This is a genomic window from Chitinimonas koreensis (assembly GCF_014353015.1).
GTDB classification, from domain to species: Bacteria; Pseudomonadota; Gammaproteobacteria; order Burkholderiales; family Chitinimonadaceae; genus Chitinimonas; species Chitinimonas koreensis.
Genome location: NZ_CP060704.1, coordinates 2888769 through 2904034, shown reverse-complemented (window position 1 = coordinate 2904034; position 15266 = coordinate 2888769). Strand labels below are relative to the sequence as shown.

The window sequence follows — 15266 nt, the reverse complement described above, 5'->3', positions numbered from 1 at the left end:
CGGCCGCTAAGGCGGGCCGCCCGGGCGTGGGCGCGTGGCGGCCGGGCCGGGAACCCGGCCGCCGCGGCCATCCTTCGCGGCCCGCCGCCGCGATGAGCCGGCGCGCCTTTCCAGGGAGACAGACAACATGAAATTCTTCGATCACCTCGAGGAGTGGTTCATCGCCACGCTGATGGCAGTGGCCACCCTCGTCATCTTCGTGGCGGTGCTGCACCGCTACGCCTCGGGCTACGCCATCCCCGGCGTGCAGGACTGGCTGCTGCGGCAGAACCTGAGCTGGGCGCAGGAGCTGTGCATCTACCTGTTCGTCTGGATGGCCAAGTTCGGCGCCGCCTACGGCGTGCGCACCGGCATCCACGTCGGCGTCGACGTGCTGGTCAACCGGCTGGAGGAGAAGCACCGCAAGCTGTTCGTGCTGATCGCGCTCGGCGCCGGCGCCTTGTTCACCGGCATCGTCGGCACGCTCGGCGCCACCTTCGTGTGGGAGATCGCCCACACCGACCAGACCTCGGCCGACCTCGAGATCCCGATGTGGATCGTCTACCTGGCGGTGCCGGCCGGCTCCTACCTGATGTGCTTCCGCTTCCTGCAGGTCGGCTGGAACTACCTGCGCACCGGCGAATTGCCGCATCACGACCACGGCCACGTCGAAGGCCTCGAAGAAGAAATCGAAGGGACCCCGGTATGAGCGCTGATCTCGTTGCAAGCCCGGCCAGGCCGGTTTCGATCAAATGGCCGCTCGGCATCCTGGCGATGCTGGTGGCGGCGTCGGTGGTCGGCGGCGGCAAGGCGATGATCTTCTGCCTGCTGCTCGGCCTGATGTTGACCGGCATGCCGATCTCGATCGCGCTCGGCCTCACGGTGCTGACCTTCCTGTTCACCATGACCCAGGTGCCGATCGAATCGGTGGCGCTCAAGCTGTTCACCGGCATCGAGAAGTTCGAGATCATGGCGATCCCCTTCTTCATCCTGGCCGGCAACTTCCTGACCCACGGCGGCGTGGCGCGGCGGATGATCGATTTCGCCACCGCCATGGTCGGCCATTGGCACGGCGGGCTGGGTCTGGCCGGCGTGTTGGCCTGCGCGCTGTTCGCCGCAGTGTCGGGCTCGAGCCCGGCCACCGTGGTGGCGATCGGCTCGATCATCCTGCCGGCGATGGTCAAGCAGGGCTTCCCCAAGCAGTTCGGCGCCGGCGTGATCACCACCTCGGGCGCGCTGGGCATCCTGATCCCGCCGTCGATCGTGATGGTGATGTACTCGGTGGCGACCAACACCTCGGTCGGCGCGCTGTTCATGGCCGGCGTGATCCCGGGCCTGATGCTGGCCTTCGTGCTCGGCTTCGTCGCCTGGTGGCGCGCCCGCAAGTTCGGCTACCCGCGCTTGCCCAAGGCAAGCTGGGCGCAGCGCTGGCGCGCCTTCCGCCGCGCGGTGTGGGGCATCCTGCTGATCGTGGTGGTGATGGGCGGCATCTACTCGGGCATCTTCACCCCGACCGAGGCGGCGGCGATGAGCGCGGTCTACGCCTTCATCGTGGCGGTGTTCATCTACCGCGACATGCCGCTGAAGCAGGTGCCCAAGGTGCTGGTCGGCTCGGCCGCGATGAGCGCGATGCTGCTCTATATCATCACCAACGCGGTGCTGTTCTCCTTCCTGATGACGCACGAGAACATCCCGCAGGCGATGGCCGACTGGCTGCTGAGCATGGGCCTGGGGCCGATCGCCTTCCTGCTGGCGGTGAACGTGCTGCTGCTGCTGGCCGGCAACGTGATGGAGCCGTCGAGCATCGTGCTGATCTTCGCGCCCATCCTGTTCCCGGTGGCGATCCAGCTCGGCATCGACCCGGTACACTTCGGCATCCTGATCGTGGTGAACATGGAGGTCGGCATGTGCCACCCGCCGGTGGGGCTGAACCTCTACGTCGCGTCGGGCATCACCCGGATGGGCATCACCGAGCTGACGGTGGCGGTATGGCCGTGGCTGCTGGCGATGCTGGGTTTCCTGGCGCTGATCACCTACGTGCCGGCGATCTCGACCTGGCTGCCGCGGACGCTGGGGATGATGTAGGCCGAGCCGTACCGGAATGGCCGCCGTCATGGCGGCCATTCCGTTTCTGTTGCCAGGCCGGCCGATTCCTGCGAAAACGCAGCCCGCACAAACCGACCATGGGACAGGAGAGCGACCGATGAGCAGTGAACTCAGGATCGTCGACATCGAGCCGGGCGACGGCAGGGAAGCGGTCAAGGGCGCCCTGATCACCACCCATTACACCGGCTGGCTCGAGGACGGCACCCAGTTCGATTCCTCGCACGCGCGCGGCAAGCCGTTCCAGTGCGTGATCGGCACCGGCCGCGTCATCAAGGGCTGGGACCAGGGCCTGATGGGCATGAAGGTCGGCGGCAAGCGCAAGCTGTGGGTGCCGGCCCATCTCGCTTACGGCGAGCGGCAGGTCGGCGCCCATATCAAGCCGAACTCGGACCTGGTGTTCGAGATCGAGCTGCTCGAAGTGCTGACGCGCGACGACTGAGCACACCGACTACCTTCCATCCAGGCGAGCAGCCATGTCCCTCGATCCTTCCCTCGTCCTCCCGCCGCCGGCCCGGCCCGGCGATCCGCTGTCGGCCATCGACACCCCGGCGCTGCTGGTCGAGCTCGACGCCTTCGAACGCAACCTGGCGCGCATGCAGGCCCGCGCCGATGCGGCCGGCGTGGCGCTGCGGCCGCACGCCAAGGCGCACAAATGCCCGGCCATCGCGCAGGCCCAGCTGCGCCAGGGCGCGGTCGGCATCTGCTGCCAGAAGGTCAGCGAGGCCTTGCCCTTCGTGCTGGCCGGCGTGCCCGACATCCTGGTCAGCAACGAGATCGCCGGCCCGGCCAAGGCGGCGCTGCTGGCACGGATGGCGCTGCATGCGCGCATGAGCGTCTGCGTCGACCACGCCGGCCAGATCGCGGCCTTGGCGGCGACCACCGCCGAGGCCGGCAGCCGGCTGGACGTCCTGGTCGAGGTCGACATCGGCCAGGAGCGCTGCGGCGTGGCCGACGCGCCGGCCGTGCTGCGGCTGCTGGAGGCGCTGGCGGCGCATCCGCAACTGCGCTTCAAGGGCCTGCAGGCCTATCACGGCGCGATCCAGCACCTGCGCGGCCACGCCGAGCGCGCGGCCGCCGCGGCCCGGGCCGCCGAGCGGACCGCTGCCGTGCTGGCCGAACTGCAGCGGGCCGGGGTGCGCTGCGAGGTGGTCACCGGCGGCGGCACCGGCAGCGTCGAATTCGACCTGGCCAGCGGCGTCTACACCGAGGTGCAGCCCGGCTCCTACCCATTCATGGACGCCGACTACGGCAGCAGCGAATACGGCGATGCGCTGCGCTTCGAGCACAGCCTGTTCCTGGCCAGCACGGTGATGAGCTGCGGCAACGGCGAGCGCATCGTGCTCGACGCCGGGCTGAAATCGCTGGCGGTCGACTCCGGCCTGCCGCGGGTGTGGGACGACGGCCGGGAAAGCGGCAGCCTGGTCTATGCCGCGGCCAACGACGAGCACGGCATCGTCCGCAGCCGCGAGGCCGGCCAGCCGCGGCCGGCGCTGGGCAGCATGCTGCTGCTGGTGCCGGGCCATTGCGACCCGACGTTGAACCTGCACGACGAACTGGTCGCCGTGCGCGCGGGCAGGGTCGAGGCGATCTGGCCGATCGCGGCGCGCGGCCTGAGCCGCTGAAGCGGCGGCGCGGGGACGGCGGCGCGCCGTCCTTGCCGGGATAACCGCAGTTCCGCATCGGCCGACGCAGCCCGTACACTCGGCGGCTCCTCGCTCTACCCGGTTTCCGCATGCCCGCCGCCACCCTCTACGCCCTCGCCGCCATCGCGCTGTGGAGCTCGCTCGCGCTGCTGTCCACCCGGCTGGTCGCCGTGCCGCCGTTTCTGCTGGTCGGCCTGGCCTTGTGCATCGGCGGGCTGTGCGGGCTGCCGCGCTGGCGCGACTGGCGGGTGCCGCCGCGCACGCTGCTGCTCGGCTGCTACGGCCTGTTCGGCTATCACTTCTGCCTGTTCCTGGCGCTGCGCTTCGCGCCGGCGCTCGAGGCCAACCTGATCAACTACCTGTGGCCGCTGCTGATCGTGCTGCTGTCGCCGGTGATCCTGCCCGGCCTGCGGCTCGGCGGCCATCACCTGCTCGGCGGGGCGCTGGGCCTGGCCGGCTGCGTGCTGATCGTGCTGGGCAAGGGCGCGCTGTCGCTCGACGGCAGCCATGCGCTGGGCTATCTGCTGGCCGCGGCGGCGGCGGTGATGTGGTCGACCTATTCGCTGCTGACCCGGCGGGTGGCGCCGTTCCCGACCGGCGCGGTGGGCGGCTTCTGCATGGCTTCGGGCCTGTTGTCGCTGCTGGCCCATGCCGCGCTGGAGCCGGCCTATGCGCTGGGCGGCGCGGAGTGGGGCTGGCTGGCCTTGCTGGGCCTGGGGCCGATGGGCGCGGCCTTCTTCCTGTGGGATGCCGCGCTCAAGCACGGCGATACCCGCGCGATCGGCACGCTGGCCTACCTGACGCCGCCGCTGTCGACCGCGCTGCTGGCGGCCTTCGGCGGCGGCCGCTTCGGCTGGCAGGCCGCGCTGGCGCTGGGCCTGATCCTGGCCGGCGCCTGGCTGGGCAACCGCGGCGCGTCCGCGGACGCGCCGGCCGCCTAGCCCCGGACCGCGATCAGAAGCGCATGCGCAGGAAGGCCGACGGGCCTTCCATATGCATGTCGAAGCGCGCGCGGTAGTCGTCCTTGTCGCGCTTGAGCTTGATCTTGGTCACGCCGTATTCGGCGCCGATGCCGACGTTCTTGAACGGGAAGAACTCCACCCCGGCCGCGCCGGTGTAGATATGGCCGTGCAGCTTCTTGTCGCCGTTCTTGTAGACGCCCGAGCCGTCCAGATAGACGCGCACGTTCTCGCCGATCGCATGGCGCAGGCCGAGCGTGACCATCGGCGCCAGCGTGTCCTCGGTCTCGGAGCGTTCGCCGGTCACGGTGGCGCCGTTGGAGGTCGCCTCGCCGCGGGCTTCGAGCTTGAGCTTGTAGTAGGCCGCGCCGACGCCGACGCCGAACACCGTGTTCTGCTGGCCGAACCACCAGCGATAGGCGCCGTTGGCGGTCTCGAAGCGGTAGCGGCCGGTCACCGTCGCGTCGACGTCGTAGGGCACGTCGTCGAGCACGAAGGCGGCGCCGTCGCTATAGGTGCGCGAGCGGTCGAAGCGGTAGTAGTCGAAGGCCAGGCCCTGGCTGTCGCCGAGCAGGAAGTCGAACTTGATGCGCGGCACCGTCTCCTTTTCGCCGAGGTCGATCGTGCCGGTGCTCAGCGACTGGCCGTTGCCTTCGAGGCTGAAGGTGGTGTCGGCCTTGTTGGGGTAGAACGCGCCGATCGAGACGCCGAAGCGGTCGAGCGCCGGCGAGGGCTCGGCCCAGGCCGCCGGCAGCAGCACTGCGGCGGCGACGGCAAGCTGGAACGGACGGCGTGACAGGTAGGGCAGGGTGTGCATTTTGGCTTTCCTCCAAGCATATGACATAAACATGACTGGGGCCAAAATGGATAAGTTCTGTATATTTTCGCTTGTGTAAGCGTTGCCCGATTTTGTAGGAAATACAGTGTCTTAAAGGCGGTTTTCAGATCATTTGCGCGAGCTTGCCGGCGAATGGCGAATTGAATGAAGCCGGCTCCGGCCGCGGCTATCCCGACCGAAAGTCCCCGCGCACAGAACGAAGTCGCCGCGACCGCGACAGATAAGGGCATCCTGCCCGACCCAGTCCCATATCCGAGGAGCCAACCGTCATGACCGCTACGCCGCAAACCGAACCCATCGAAATCGCCACCCTGGCCGGCGGCTGCTTCTGGTGCCTCGAAGCCGTGTTCGACCGGCTCGCCGGCGTCCAGCAGGTCGTGTCGGGCTATATGGGCGGCCGGGTCGACGAGCCGACCTACAAGCAGATCTGCAAGGGCGACACCGGCCATGCCGAGGTGGTGCAGATCAGCTTCAACCCGACGGTGATCAGCTTCGGCGAACTGCTCGAGGTGTTCTTCGCCATCCACGACCCGACCACGCCCGACCGGCAGGGCAACGACGTCGGCACGCAGTACCGCTCGGCGATCTTCTTCCACAACCCGGTGCAGGAGCAGAGCGCACGGCAGATGGTGACTGCGCTGACGGCCGAGCAGGTCTTCCCGGAAGCCATCGTCACCCAGATCGTGCCGGCCGAGACCTTCTGGCCGGCCGAGGACTATCACCAAGGCTATTTCGAGGCCAATCCGAACCAGCCCTATTGCGCCGCGGTGGTGGCGCCCAAGGTGCGCAAGGTGATCGCCAAGTACGCCGAGCGGCTCAAGCAGTGATCGGCCGATGAAGTGGTCTGGCCGGCGGGGTAGTCCGGCTGGCCGCCGCTACGGCGGCGCGCACGGTTATGATCGGCGGCCGCCGCGGCCCTGATCCGCGGCCGATCCCGACCGAGGAGCCCGCCATGCCCGCCACGATCCGCCTTGCCCGGCCGTCAGACCGCGATGCGTTGTACCGGATCTGCCTCGCCACCGGCGACGCCGGCCAGGATGCCGCCCAGCCGGGGCGCGACCCGGAGCTGCTGGGCCATTTGTACGCCGGCCCCTATCTGGAACTGCAGCCCGATTTCGCCTGGGTGGCCGAGGACGAGGCCGGCGTCAGCGGCTACCTGCTGGCCACGCCCGATTCGACCGATTTCTACGCCCGCATGGAACGCGATTGGCTACCGCCGCTGCGCGCGCGCAGCCATGCCGGCCACGATCCGGACGGCTGGCTGGTGAAGCGGCTGCATTCGACCTGGGCGCTCGATCCCCGGCTGGCCGACTGGCCGGCCCATCTGCACGTCGACCTGTTGCCGCGCACGCAGGGGCAGGGCGTCGGGGCGCGGCTGATGCAGGCTGCGCTCGATCAGCTCGGCGCGGCCGGCGTGGCGGGCGTGCACCTGGGCGTCGACCCGCGCAACGAGCGGGCGCTGGCGTGGTATGCGCGTTTCGGTTTCGAGGAGTTGTTCCGGCAGCCGGGATGCGTCTGGTTCGGCCGGAGGCTGGAGCGGCCGGCGAAGGGCTGACGTACTTCCGCCGGAAATGCGAAGGCCCGCTCAGGAAACCGCGGTCGGTTTCCTGAGCGGGCCTTTGACATGGCCGGCTTCCCGGCTTCAATCCACCACGAACTGCCCGATCTGCTGGTTCAGCCCGAGCGACAGCTCGCTGAGCCGCTTGGCCAGCATATTGGCCGACGAGACCGAGGCATGGTTCTCCTCGCTCATCTGGGCGATCTTCTCCACGTTCTGGGCGATGTTGTTGGCTGCCATGCGCTGCTCGCGGATCGCGTCGGCGATCTCGGTCAGCGTGTGCATGCTGGCGGCCGAGCCGCTGCGGATGTGCGCCATCGTCTCGGCCAGCTCGCGCGCGCAGGCCACGCCGGCGTCGATGCGGCCGCTGGCTTCCTTCATGCGCGCGTTGGCGTCGGTGGTGTCGCGCTGCACCGTGCCGATCTTGCCCGAGATGTCGGCGGTGGCGGTCGAGGTCCGCTCGGCCAGCTTGCGCACCTCGTCGGCCACCACCGCGAAGCCGCGGCCCAGTTCGCCGGCGCGGGCGGCCTCGATCGCGGCGTTGAGCGCCAGCAGGTTGGTCTGGTCGGCGATCTCCTGGATCACCCGCACGATGCCGCCGATCTCGTCCGAGCGCGCATTGAGCGCCTCCATGGTGCTGCGCGCCGATTCGAGCGCCTCGGCGATGCGGCCGATCTCGCCGGCCGCGCGGCTGGCCAGCCGCTCGCCGTCGTCGGCCTGGCGCACCGCGTCGCCGGCGTCGCTGCGCACGCTGTCGGCGCTGTCCGACACCACCGCGATGCTGGTGGTCAGCTGCTCGATCGCGGCGGCCACCGCGGCCGAGGCCTGGGCCTGGTTGGACGAGGCCAGCGCGACTTGCTCAGAGATGGTGTCCATCTCGCTGGCCGAGCTCGCCACCTGGCGCGCGCCGCTGCGGGTGTCGATCACCAGCGTGCGCAGGCCGTCCAGCACGCGGCGGAAGGCGCTCACCGTGCGGCCGATCTCGTTGTCGCCGTTGGCCGGCATCTTCACCGTCAGGTCGTTGCCCGAGGCGATGCGCTGCGCCGCCTGCTGCGCCGCATTGAGCGGCTGGCGGATCGACTGCGCCACGCCGACCGCCACCGCGATGCCGATCAGGATCGCCACGCCAGCCTGCAGCCACAGCGCGCGTACCGTGTGCGCCCGGGTGTCGGCCAGCACGTCGGCGACATGGCTGGCCTTGTCGCCGGTACCCTTGATGATGTCGTTGAGGGCGCTTTCCATGCCGTGCACGTGCGCCTTGTAGTCGCCCATCGCCTTGTTGGCGTCGGCGGTGCTGGCCAGCTCGCCGCCGAGCTTGCCGGCCACGCTGCGGAAGCCCCCGCGTATTGCTCCATCGCGCTGCCCAGCGTGTCGATCTTGCCGCGCAGCTCGGCGTCGGCCAGCGCCTGGGCCTGCTTCAGGCTGTCCTTGGCACCGGTCAGCGAGGCCTCCCACTTGTCGCGGTATTCCTTCACCTTGCCGGCGTCGGCCAGGTTGATGAAGGAATCCTTCTCGAAGCGGCGCAGATTGCCCATGTGGTAGCGCAGCTCGTTGGCCGCGTTGTTGAGCGCAATGTCGCCGTCGACCATGGCGCGGACCTGGCTGTACTGACTTTCCACGCCCCAGGAACCGGTGATCGCCACCGCGACCATCAGTACCAGCAGCAAGGCGAAACCCGCGCTGATGCGCAGGGCAAAACTGAGGTTCTTCATGTCCGCCGCTCCGAATTGGCCAATCTGGGTATGAAGGCGGCGCGTCCGCCAGGCCCGGGCGGCTGCGCTTATTAGATATGACGAATATATTGCAAGCCGCCGTATCCAGTTCAGCATAAGACATGTCCTGGAAATTGCCGGTCCGGCGGCCGCTCGCGCGGCGGTGTGTCTGAATGGCGCAAACCCCGCGGGGCGAGGGCCGGCGCGCTGAAGCGCGCAACGATGGCCGATTGATTTCCACAGGCACCGAAGCGTCCCGGTCTTGTCGGTCGGAGCGCGGTCCTCAGCGTTTAGCCACTTTGCCGGCGGCCTGTTAGAATCCGCGCCTTTTCAAAGGCTTGGAACCCATCTTGCGAATCGCTCTGGCACCGATGGAAGGCTTGGTCGACGCGCCGCTGCGTACCGCGCTGACCCGGCTCGGCGGCGTCGACTGGTGCGTGACCGAGTTCGTGCGCGTCACCAGCACGCTGTTGCCGGCGCGCTATTTCCGCCGCGTGGCGCCCGAGTCGCTGCATGGCTGGCGTACGCCGGCCGGCGTGCCGCTGAAGCTGCAACTGCTGGGCTCGGACCCGGCCTGCCTGGCCGACAACGCCGCCCGCGCGGCCGAGCTCGGCGCGCCCGGCATCGATCTCAACTTCGGCTGCCCGGCCAAGACGGTGAACCGCCATCGCGGCGGCGCCGTGCTGCTGGACGAGCCCGAGCTGTTGCACGCCATCGTCGCCGCGGTGCGCCGCGCGGTGCCGGCGGCGATCCCGGTCACTGCCAAGATGCGGATCGGCTACCTCGACACCCATCTGGCGCTCGACTGCGCGCGGGCGCTCGACACGGCCGGCGCGGCCGAGCTGGTGGTGCATGCGCGCACCAAGGCCGACGGCTACAAGCCGCCGGCGCACTGGCACTGGATCGCCCGCATCAAGGAAGTGGTGCAGGCGCCGGTGGTGGCCAACGGCGAGATCTGGTGCGTCGACGATTACTTCCGCTGCCGCGCCGAATCGGGTTGCGACGATGTGATGCTGGGCCGCGGCCTGGTGGCGCGGCCGGACCTGGCGCGGCAGATCCGCGCCGCCGCGGCCGGGCTGCCGCCCGACGTGGTCGACTGGCCGGCATTGCTGCCCTATGTGCATGACTTCCATGCCAGCGTGCACGGCCAGGGCGCGGTCACCTACGCGCCGGGCCGGCTCAAGCAGTGGCTCGGCTATCTCAAGCTCAGCTACCCCGAGGCCGGCGCGCTGTTCCGCGAGATCCGCGGCCAGCGGCAGCTCGACCTGATGCCCGGCGCACAGCCGGCTTGATCCGCGACAAGGGGCGCCGCACCGCATGGACGACAATGCCTGCCTGAGCTGCGGCGCCTGCTGCGCGGCCTTCCGCGTCAGTTTCGACCGCATGGAGCTCGACGAGGAGGGCGGCCGGGTGCCGGCCGGCCTGGTCGACTACGAGAACGACACGCTGTGCCGGCTGCGCGGCACCGATTACGCGCGGCCGCGCTGCGTGGCCCTGGTCGGCCGCATCGGCGAGTCGGTGCGCTGCGGCATCTACGCCGAGCGCCCCGGCCCCTGCCGCGAATTCGCGCCGCTGGCCGAGCACGGCATCTTCCCCGCAGCCTGCAACCGCGCACGCGGCCGCCACGGCCTGCCGCCCTTGCCGGTGGCCGATTGAACCCCGTCCGCTGCAGGCCGCAGCGGGCATCGCGAAGACTGGACGCACACTTGGAACAGACCGAACAGACGCTCGAAGCGAGTCCCTACGAACTGCTCGGCGGCGAGGCGGCCTTGCGCCGGCTGGTCGACCGCTTCTACGAAATCATGGATACCGACCCGGTCGCGGCCGGCGTGCGCGCGGTCCATGGCCTGAGCCTCGATTCGGCCAACGAGAAACTGTTCCTGTTCCTCAGCGGCTGGCTCGGCGGGCCGTCGCTCTACATCGAGCGCTACGGCCATCCGCGCCTGCGCGCGCGCCACATGCCGTTCCGCATCGATACGCGCATGCGCGACGAATGGCTGTACTGCATGTTCAAGGCGATGGAAGAGCAGTTGCCGGGCGAATCGCCGCTGAAGAGCCACCTGGAAGAGGCGTTCTGGCGCACGGCGGACTTCATGCGCAACGCCGAGGGCTGAATCTGCTGATGGGCGATGCGCCGCCGTCCGCTCGGCCACGGCGCATCGCTTCGAGGCCTCAGCGCGCCGAACGCCCCGAGGCGACGGGCTGCGCCGGCTCGATCCGCCGGACCGGCCGCGCCGGCGCGACCGCCAGCGGCGAATCGAGGCCGGTCGTCACGGGGCGGTTGGCCTGCATCTGGGCCGCCAGTGCGCTGAGGTAGAACGCCGAGGCGACGCCGGCGTAGGCGGGATCGCTGGTGACCTGTGGCGTGACGGCGGCCTGCTGCGTGGTGGCCGCCGGCTGCGGCAGCGGCTGCCTGACCGTGACGGTTTCCGTGGTCTGGGTCTGGGTCCGGGGCGCCATCGGATTGTTCAGGTCTTGGGCCGCCGTGAGGTTCTGCTCCGAGTCGGCCGTCGCGGTCGCGCTGTCCTGTTGCGTACCGGCTTGCGCCGCATCGGTCGAGGTCGCGTTGGCCGGCGTGGCGTTCGCTGCGTCGTTCGGCGCGCTGCCGTCGTCATTCCGGTCGGTGGCGGCGGATCGCTCGGCGGCAACGGTATTGGAGGCCGGATTCGCCTGCTGCAGGGGCTCGGTATCGGGCACGCCAGCGGCGAGCGCCGCCACCTCGTCGGCACCGAAGTCGATGGTGCCGGCGTTCACGTCCGCCGCATTGCCGAACAGCCGGTTGGCGAGATCTGGATTGGCTGCCAGCGCTGCGCGCAGCGCCGGGTCGAGCGCTGCCGGCTCGGTGGAGAACGGCGGGTCGATGCCGAGCGACGATGCATCGGCGGCCGGGATCAGGCCGAGTTCGATCGCCCGCTCCAGAGCCGATCGCATCGCCTGGTCCGATTGGGCGGCCCGCCGCGCGGCCGTCGGGCTGAGCAGGCTCAGCGGGCCGAGCAGCCCGGCCGCGTCGTAGACGATGGGGGAATCCGGCCGGTTGCCGAGCGAAACGATGGTGCTCGGGCTGAACAGGTCGCTGTTCGCGGGCGGCGCCTGCGGGGCGGCCGGCCGGACGAGCGTGCCGATCGGGGCGAGGCCCAGCGGGCTGGTGCTTGACGAGACTGGCGCGATCATGGCGATCTCCCGGCGGTCTCTCCCTGAAGGTCGGCCTCGGCGGCCGCGCGTCTGGACGCGCTTCCTATGTCGGGCCACCGTTTTCCGCAAAGATTCCCCGCCTTCGCTTCGCTGCCGTGGATCGGCCGGCAACCAAGGCCGCGCCTCGCGGTCCATTTCCTCAACGGGGCGGCGCAAGCGCCCATTTCTCCAGGAGGATTCCCTATGGCCATGACCAAGCATTACTCGGAGACCGAACCGCCGCGCGCCGAGGTCGACGCGCTCGCCGGGCCGAGCCTGATCGAATTCGGCGCCTCGTGGTGCGGCTACTGCCTGGCCGCGCAACCGCTGCTGGCCAAGGCGATGGACGGCCATCCGGAAGTGCGGCACTTCAAGATCGAGGACGGCAGCGGCCGGCCGCTGGGCCGCTCGTTCCGGGTCAAGCTGTGGCCCACGCTGGTCTTCATGCGCGACGGCCAGGAAGTGGCGCGGCTGGTGCGGCCGAACGACGCGAAGCTGATCGAGGAGGCGCTGGCACGCATCGACGGGCCTGCTGCGCAGGCAGCGGCCGGTTAGTTTCTTGCGATGGAAAGGACGGCGATCAGGCGTAGGCGCTGATCAGGGAGAGGGCGGTCTCGGCCTGGCTGTTGTCGGCGTAGGCGCGGCGCGCCTTGTCCTGGCGCGGATTGCCGGCCTGTTCGCCGCCCGGGTCGGCGCCGGCCGCGCTGCCGGCCCGCTTGCCGGCTTCACCGGCCTGGCCGACCGCTTCGCCGCCCGCGCCGGTCGCTTCGCTGCGCTGCTGGGCGATGGCCCGGTGCGCTTCCTGCGCCATCTGGCGCGCCTGGGCGGCCACCGCGCGGTCGGCGCCCGACGGATCCTTCGGCGCCAGCGCGGCGCGTTCGATGGTCTGGGCGCGGGTCAGCGTTTCCTGCGGCGTGCGGCCGGGCGAGGTGTCGATGTTCACCTCGCCGCCGATCGCGTAGCTGACGCCGTCGGGGCCGCGCTGGAAGGTGTAGGTGGGGCCGGAGACGGCCAGCCCGCCGGCCGCGGCCAGGTGGGCCTGCTCGTGCTGGCGCACTTCGCGGTCGCGTGCCTGCAGCTTGCGCAGCTGATCCTGCTGTTCCTCGCTCAGCTGCTTGCCGGCCTTGACCGTGCCGCCGCCGCCTTGTTGCAGGTCGGGCGCCGGCGGCTGGCTGTCGACCTGCGCCGGGGTGCTTTCGACGCGGACCGGCATGCACATCGGGCAGGAACAGCCGGGGCTGTGCAGCCGTGCGCTGCCTGCCATCGCCGAATAGGCGCTGCTGTAGGAAACCCCGGAGATGCTCATCGGTCTCTAGCCAGATGTCTCGACCACGTCGCGGCGGCCTCTGCGGCCGCCCGTCCTGTACTCCAATTCTATGCAGCGGGCCGTGCGTCGCAAGCCCAGCCGTCGCCAACGCCTTGTTTTGGATGCGTTTCGCGGCGGCGAGTTCGCGGCGGCCATGACGCTCGTCCGCTCGACCGTTAAACTTGCGCCCGTGCCGAAGATCCCGTTCCTCCCATCGTTGCTCCTGGCCTGCCTCGCGGCGGCGCAGGCCCACGCCGCCGGGGTCGACTACCTGGTCGAGATCGATGCGCCGTCGGCGCTGGAAGACCTGCTGCGCCACAACCTCGGCATCCTGCGCTGGCAGGGCAGCGACTACATCGACCGCGAGCAGCTCGAGCGCCTGTACGAGGCCACGCCGCGCGAGATCGAAGCCTTGCTGGCGCCGCAGGGCTATTTCAATCCCAAGGTGGAATCCCGCATGGTGCCGGAAGGGCCGCGCTGGCGGCTGCGCTTCACCGTGCTGCCGGGCGAGCCGGCGCTGATCCACGACGTCGACCTGAGCATCGCCGGCGCGATCCGCCAGGAAGCCGACTTCCAGTCCCGCTGGGCCGAGCTGATCGAGGTCTGGCCGCTGCCGATCGGCGCCGACTTCACCCAGTCCGGCTGGGACGCGGCCAAGCGCCGCGGCCTGCAGGCGCTGATCATCGACCGCTTCCCGGCCGCGAAGATCAAGGACAGCCTCGCCTCGATCGACCCGGCGCGCAATTCGGCCGAGCTGTCGGTGCTGTACGACTCCGGCCCGCGCTTCACCTTCGGCCCGCTCGACGTCAAGGGCCTCGACAAATATCCGCGCGAGCTGGTCGACCGGCTCGCCACCTTCGAGCCCGGCGAGGGCTACAGCCAGCAGAAGCTGCTCGATTTCCAGACCGCGCTGCAGAACACGCCGTACTTCTCCAGCGTGTTCCTCGACGTGCCGGTCGACCCCAGCGTGCCGGACAACGTGCCGGTGCGGGTCGAGCTGATCGAAGCGCCGCAGCACAAGACCGAGGTCGGCCTCGGCTACGACACCGACAAGGGCCCGCGGGCGAGCTGGAACTACCGCTTCAGCAATCTGCGCCGCAAGGGCTGGATCGGCACCGTGGGGCTGAACCTGCAGCGCAGCACCCAGACCTTCAACGTCGGCGTCGAGCTGCCGCCCGACCACAAAGGCTACCGCTACGCCACCAGCTACAAGGCCGAGCACGAGGACATCTCGGGCCTGGACAAGCTGAGCCAGACCGTCGGCGTGCAGCGCAGCCGGCTCAAGGGCGACATCGAGGTCACCCAGGCGCTGCAGTACGTGCGTTCGCGCGAGAAGAACGAGGCCGAGCGCAGCAGCACCGTCAACCGCGCGCTGATCCCGTCGCAGAGCTGGACCCGGCGCGAACTCGACAACCTCAACGATCCGCGCCGCGGCCTGATCCTGAGCTGGCAGCTCGGCGGCGCGGCCAAGGCGCTGCTGTCCGATACCGATTTCGTGCGCGCCTGGGGCCGCGCCGCCTGGTATCGCCCGGCCGGCGAGGACGGCCTCTTGCTGCTGCGCGGCGAGGCCGGCCAGGTGGTGGCCAGCGAGACTTCGGCGGTGCCGAGCGACTGGCTGTTCCGCGCCGGCGGCGCCGGCTCGGTGCGCGGCTACGACTACCAGTCGCTGGGCGTGAAGAACGGCAGTACGGTCGAGGGCGGCCAGGTGCTGGCCACCGGCAGCGTCGAGTACCAGCACCGGGTCTGGGGCAAGTGGCGCGCCGCGGTGTTCGCCGACGCCGGCGGCGCGGCGGCCGACTGGACTTCGTTCAAGGCCTACAAGGGCTACGGCGTGGGCGCGCGCTGGGCCAGCCCGGTCGGGCCGTTCGCGCTCGACCTCGCCTACGGCGCCGACGAGCGCAAGATCAGGCTGCATTTCGCCTTGGGGACCGGATTCTGATGCGCCGCCCGACCCTCGTTCCGAATCCATCGCACACCGCGGCCCGGCGCCGCGG

General features: G+C 69.9%; 16 protein-coding genes. 12 read left to right on the top strand and 4 right to left on the bottom strand.

What is annotated here, in order from left to right; all coding sequences use genetic code 11:
- The first annotated feature begins 127 nt into the window (after nt 1-127).
- From H9L41_RS12100 to H9L41_RS12080, 5 genes are all read left to right on the top strand, one after another.
- On the top strand, nt 128-688 hold the full coding sequence (locus tag H9L41_RS12100; RefSeq protein WP_028447069.1) for a TRAP transporter small permease: 561 nt from the start codon (nt 128-130) through the stop codon (nt 686-688).
- Complete coding sequence (locus H9L41_RS12095; RefSeq protein ID WP_169730211.1) at nt 685-2064, top strand: TRAP transporter large permease; 1380 nt, start codon at nt 685-687, stop codon at nt 2062-2064. The genes H9L41_RS12100 and H9L41_RS12095 overlap by 4 nt, the downstream gene beginning before the upstream one ends.
- A gap of 118 nt (nt 2065-2182) precedes the next feature.
- Nucleotides 2183-2524 carry an FKBP-type peptidyl-prolyl cis-trans isomerase gene (locus tag H9L41_RS12090; protein WP_028447071.1) on the top strand — a complete coding sequence of 114 codons (342 nt, stop codon included), beginning with the start codon at nt 2183-2185 and terminating at the stop codon, nt 2522-2524.
- 34 nt (nt 2525-2558) lie between these two features.
- A complete protein-coding gene (locus H9L41_RS12085; RefSeq protein WP_028447072.1) occupies nt 2559-3707 on the top strand; it encodes a DSD1 family PLP-dependent enzyme in 1149 nt (382 codons plus the stop codon).
- A gap of 110 nt (nt 3708-3817) precedes the next feature.
- Complete coding sequence (locus H9L41_RS12080; protein ID WP_028447073.1) at nt 3818-4669, top strand: DMT family transporter; 852 nt, start codon at nt 3818-3820, stop codon at nt 4667-4669.
- Nucleotides 4670-4682: 13 nt separating this feature from the next.
- Here H9L41_RS12080 and H9L41_RS12075 read toward each other — a convergent pair whose 3' ends face one another.
- Entirely contained in the window at nt 4683-5504 is an 822-nt protein-coding gene (locus tag H9L41_RS12075) for a putative outer membrane beta-barrel protein (protein ID WP_051319212.1), read from the bottom strand.
- A 290-nt stretch (nt 5505-5794) separates the two neighbouring features.
- On the opposite strand from H9L41_RS12075, the gene msrA reads away from it, so the two are divergent.
- Complete coding sequence (msrA, locus tag H9L41_RS12070; RefSeq protein ID WP_034607448.1) at nt 5795-6352, top strand: peptide-methionine (S)-S-oxide reductase MsrA; 558 nt, start codon at nt 5795-5797, stop codon at nt 6350-6352.
- 125 nt (nt 6353-6477) lie between these two features.
- Nucleotides 6478-7080 (top strand): GNAT family N-acetyltransferase, encoded by a 603-nt coding sequence (locus tag H9L41_RS12065; RefSeq protein WP_028447076.1) that lies wholly within the window; start codon nt 6478-6480, stop codon nt 7078-7080.
- 87 nt (nt 7081-7167) lie between these two features.
- Here the strand turns inward: H9L41_RS12065 and H9L41_RS12060 are convergent, their stop codons facing one another.
- Nucleotides 7168-8409: a methyl-accepting chemotaxis protein gene (locus H9L41_RS12060; RefSeq protein WP_187523371.1), complete on the bottom strand. Its 1242-nt coding sequence runs from the start codon at nt 8407-8409 to the stop codon at nt 7168-7170.
- A gap of 736 nt (nt 8410-9145) precedes the next feature.
- Between H9L41_RS12060 and H9L41_RS12055 the strand changes: the two genes are divergently transcribed.
- The 3 genes from H9L41_RS12055 to H9L41_RS12045 are packed head-to-tail and all read left to right on the top strand — an operon-like array spanning nt 9146 to nt 10909.
- Nucleotides 9146-10087 carry a tRNA dihydrouridine synthase gene (locus H9L41_RS12055; RefSeq protein ID WP_028447078.1) on the top strand — a complete coding sequence of 314 codons (942 nt, stop codon included), beginning with the start codon at nt 9146-9148 and terminating at the stop codon, nt 10085-10087.
- A 25-nt stretch (nt 10088-10112) separates the two neighbouring features.
- Entirely contained in the window at nt 10113-10451 is a 339-nt protein-coding gene (locus tag H9L41_RS12050) for a YkgJ family cysteine cluster protein (RefSeq protein ID WP_028447079.1), read from the top strand.
- A gap of 50 nt (nt 10452-10501) precedes the next feature.
- Nucleotides 10502-10909: a group II truncated hemoglobin gene (locus H9L41_RS12045; RefSeq protein ID WP_028447080.1), complete on the top strand. Its 408-nt coding sequence runs from the start codon at nt 10502-10504 to the stop codon at nt 10907-10909.
- A gap of 58 nt (nt 10910-10967) precedes the next feature.
- On the opposite strand, the gene H9L41_RS12040 is transcribed toward H9L41_RS12045, so the two are convergent.
- The gene (locus H9L41_RS12040) at nt 10968-12143 is read right to left on the bottom strand and encodes a hypothetical protein (protein WP_157462047.1); all 1176 of its coding nucleotides are present in this window, start codon (nt 12141-12143) and stop codon (nt 10968-10970) included.
- A 33-nt stretch (nt 12144-12176) separates the two neighbouring features.
- Here H9L41_RS12040 and H9L41_RS12035 point away from each other — a divergent pair, with 33 nt between their 5' ends.
- Nucleotides 12177-12521: a thioredoxin family protein gene (locus H9L41_RS12035; RefSeq protein ID WP_308417332.1), complete on the top strand. Its 345-nt coding sequence runs from the start codon at nt 12177-12179 to the stop codon at nt 12519-12521.
- A gap of 25 nt (nt 12522-12546) precedes the next feature.
- On the opposite strand, the gene H9L41_RS24760 is transcribed toward H9L41_RS12035, so the two are convergent.
- On the bottom strand, nt 12547-13272 hold the full coding sequence (locus H9L41_RS24760; protein ID WP_245589233.1) for a putative metalloprotease CJM1_0395 family protein: 726 nt from the start codon (nt 13270-13272) through the stop codon (nt 12547-12549).
- 190 nt (nt 13273-13462) lie between these two features.
- On the opposite strand from H9L41_RS24760, the gene H9L41_RS12025 reads away from it, so the two are divergent.
- Nucleotides 13463-15211, top strand: a complete 1749-nt coding sequence (locus H9L41_RS12025; RefSeq protein WP_169730212.1) for an autotransporter assembly complex protein TamA — start codon at nt 13463-13465, stop codon at nt 15209-15211.
- Nucleotides 15212-15266: the final 55 nt, after the last annotated feature.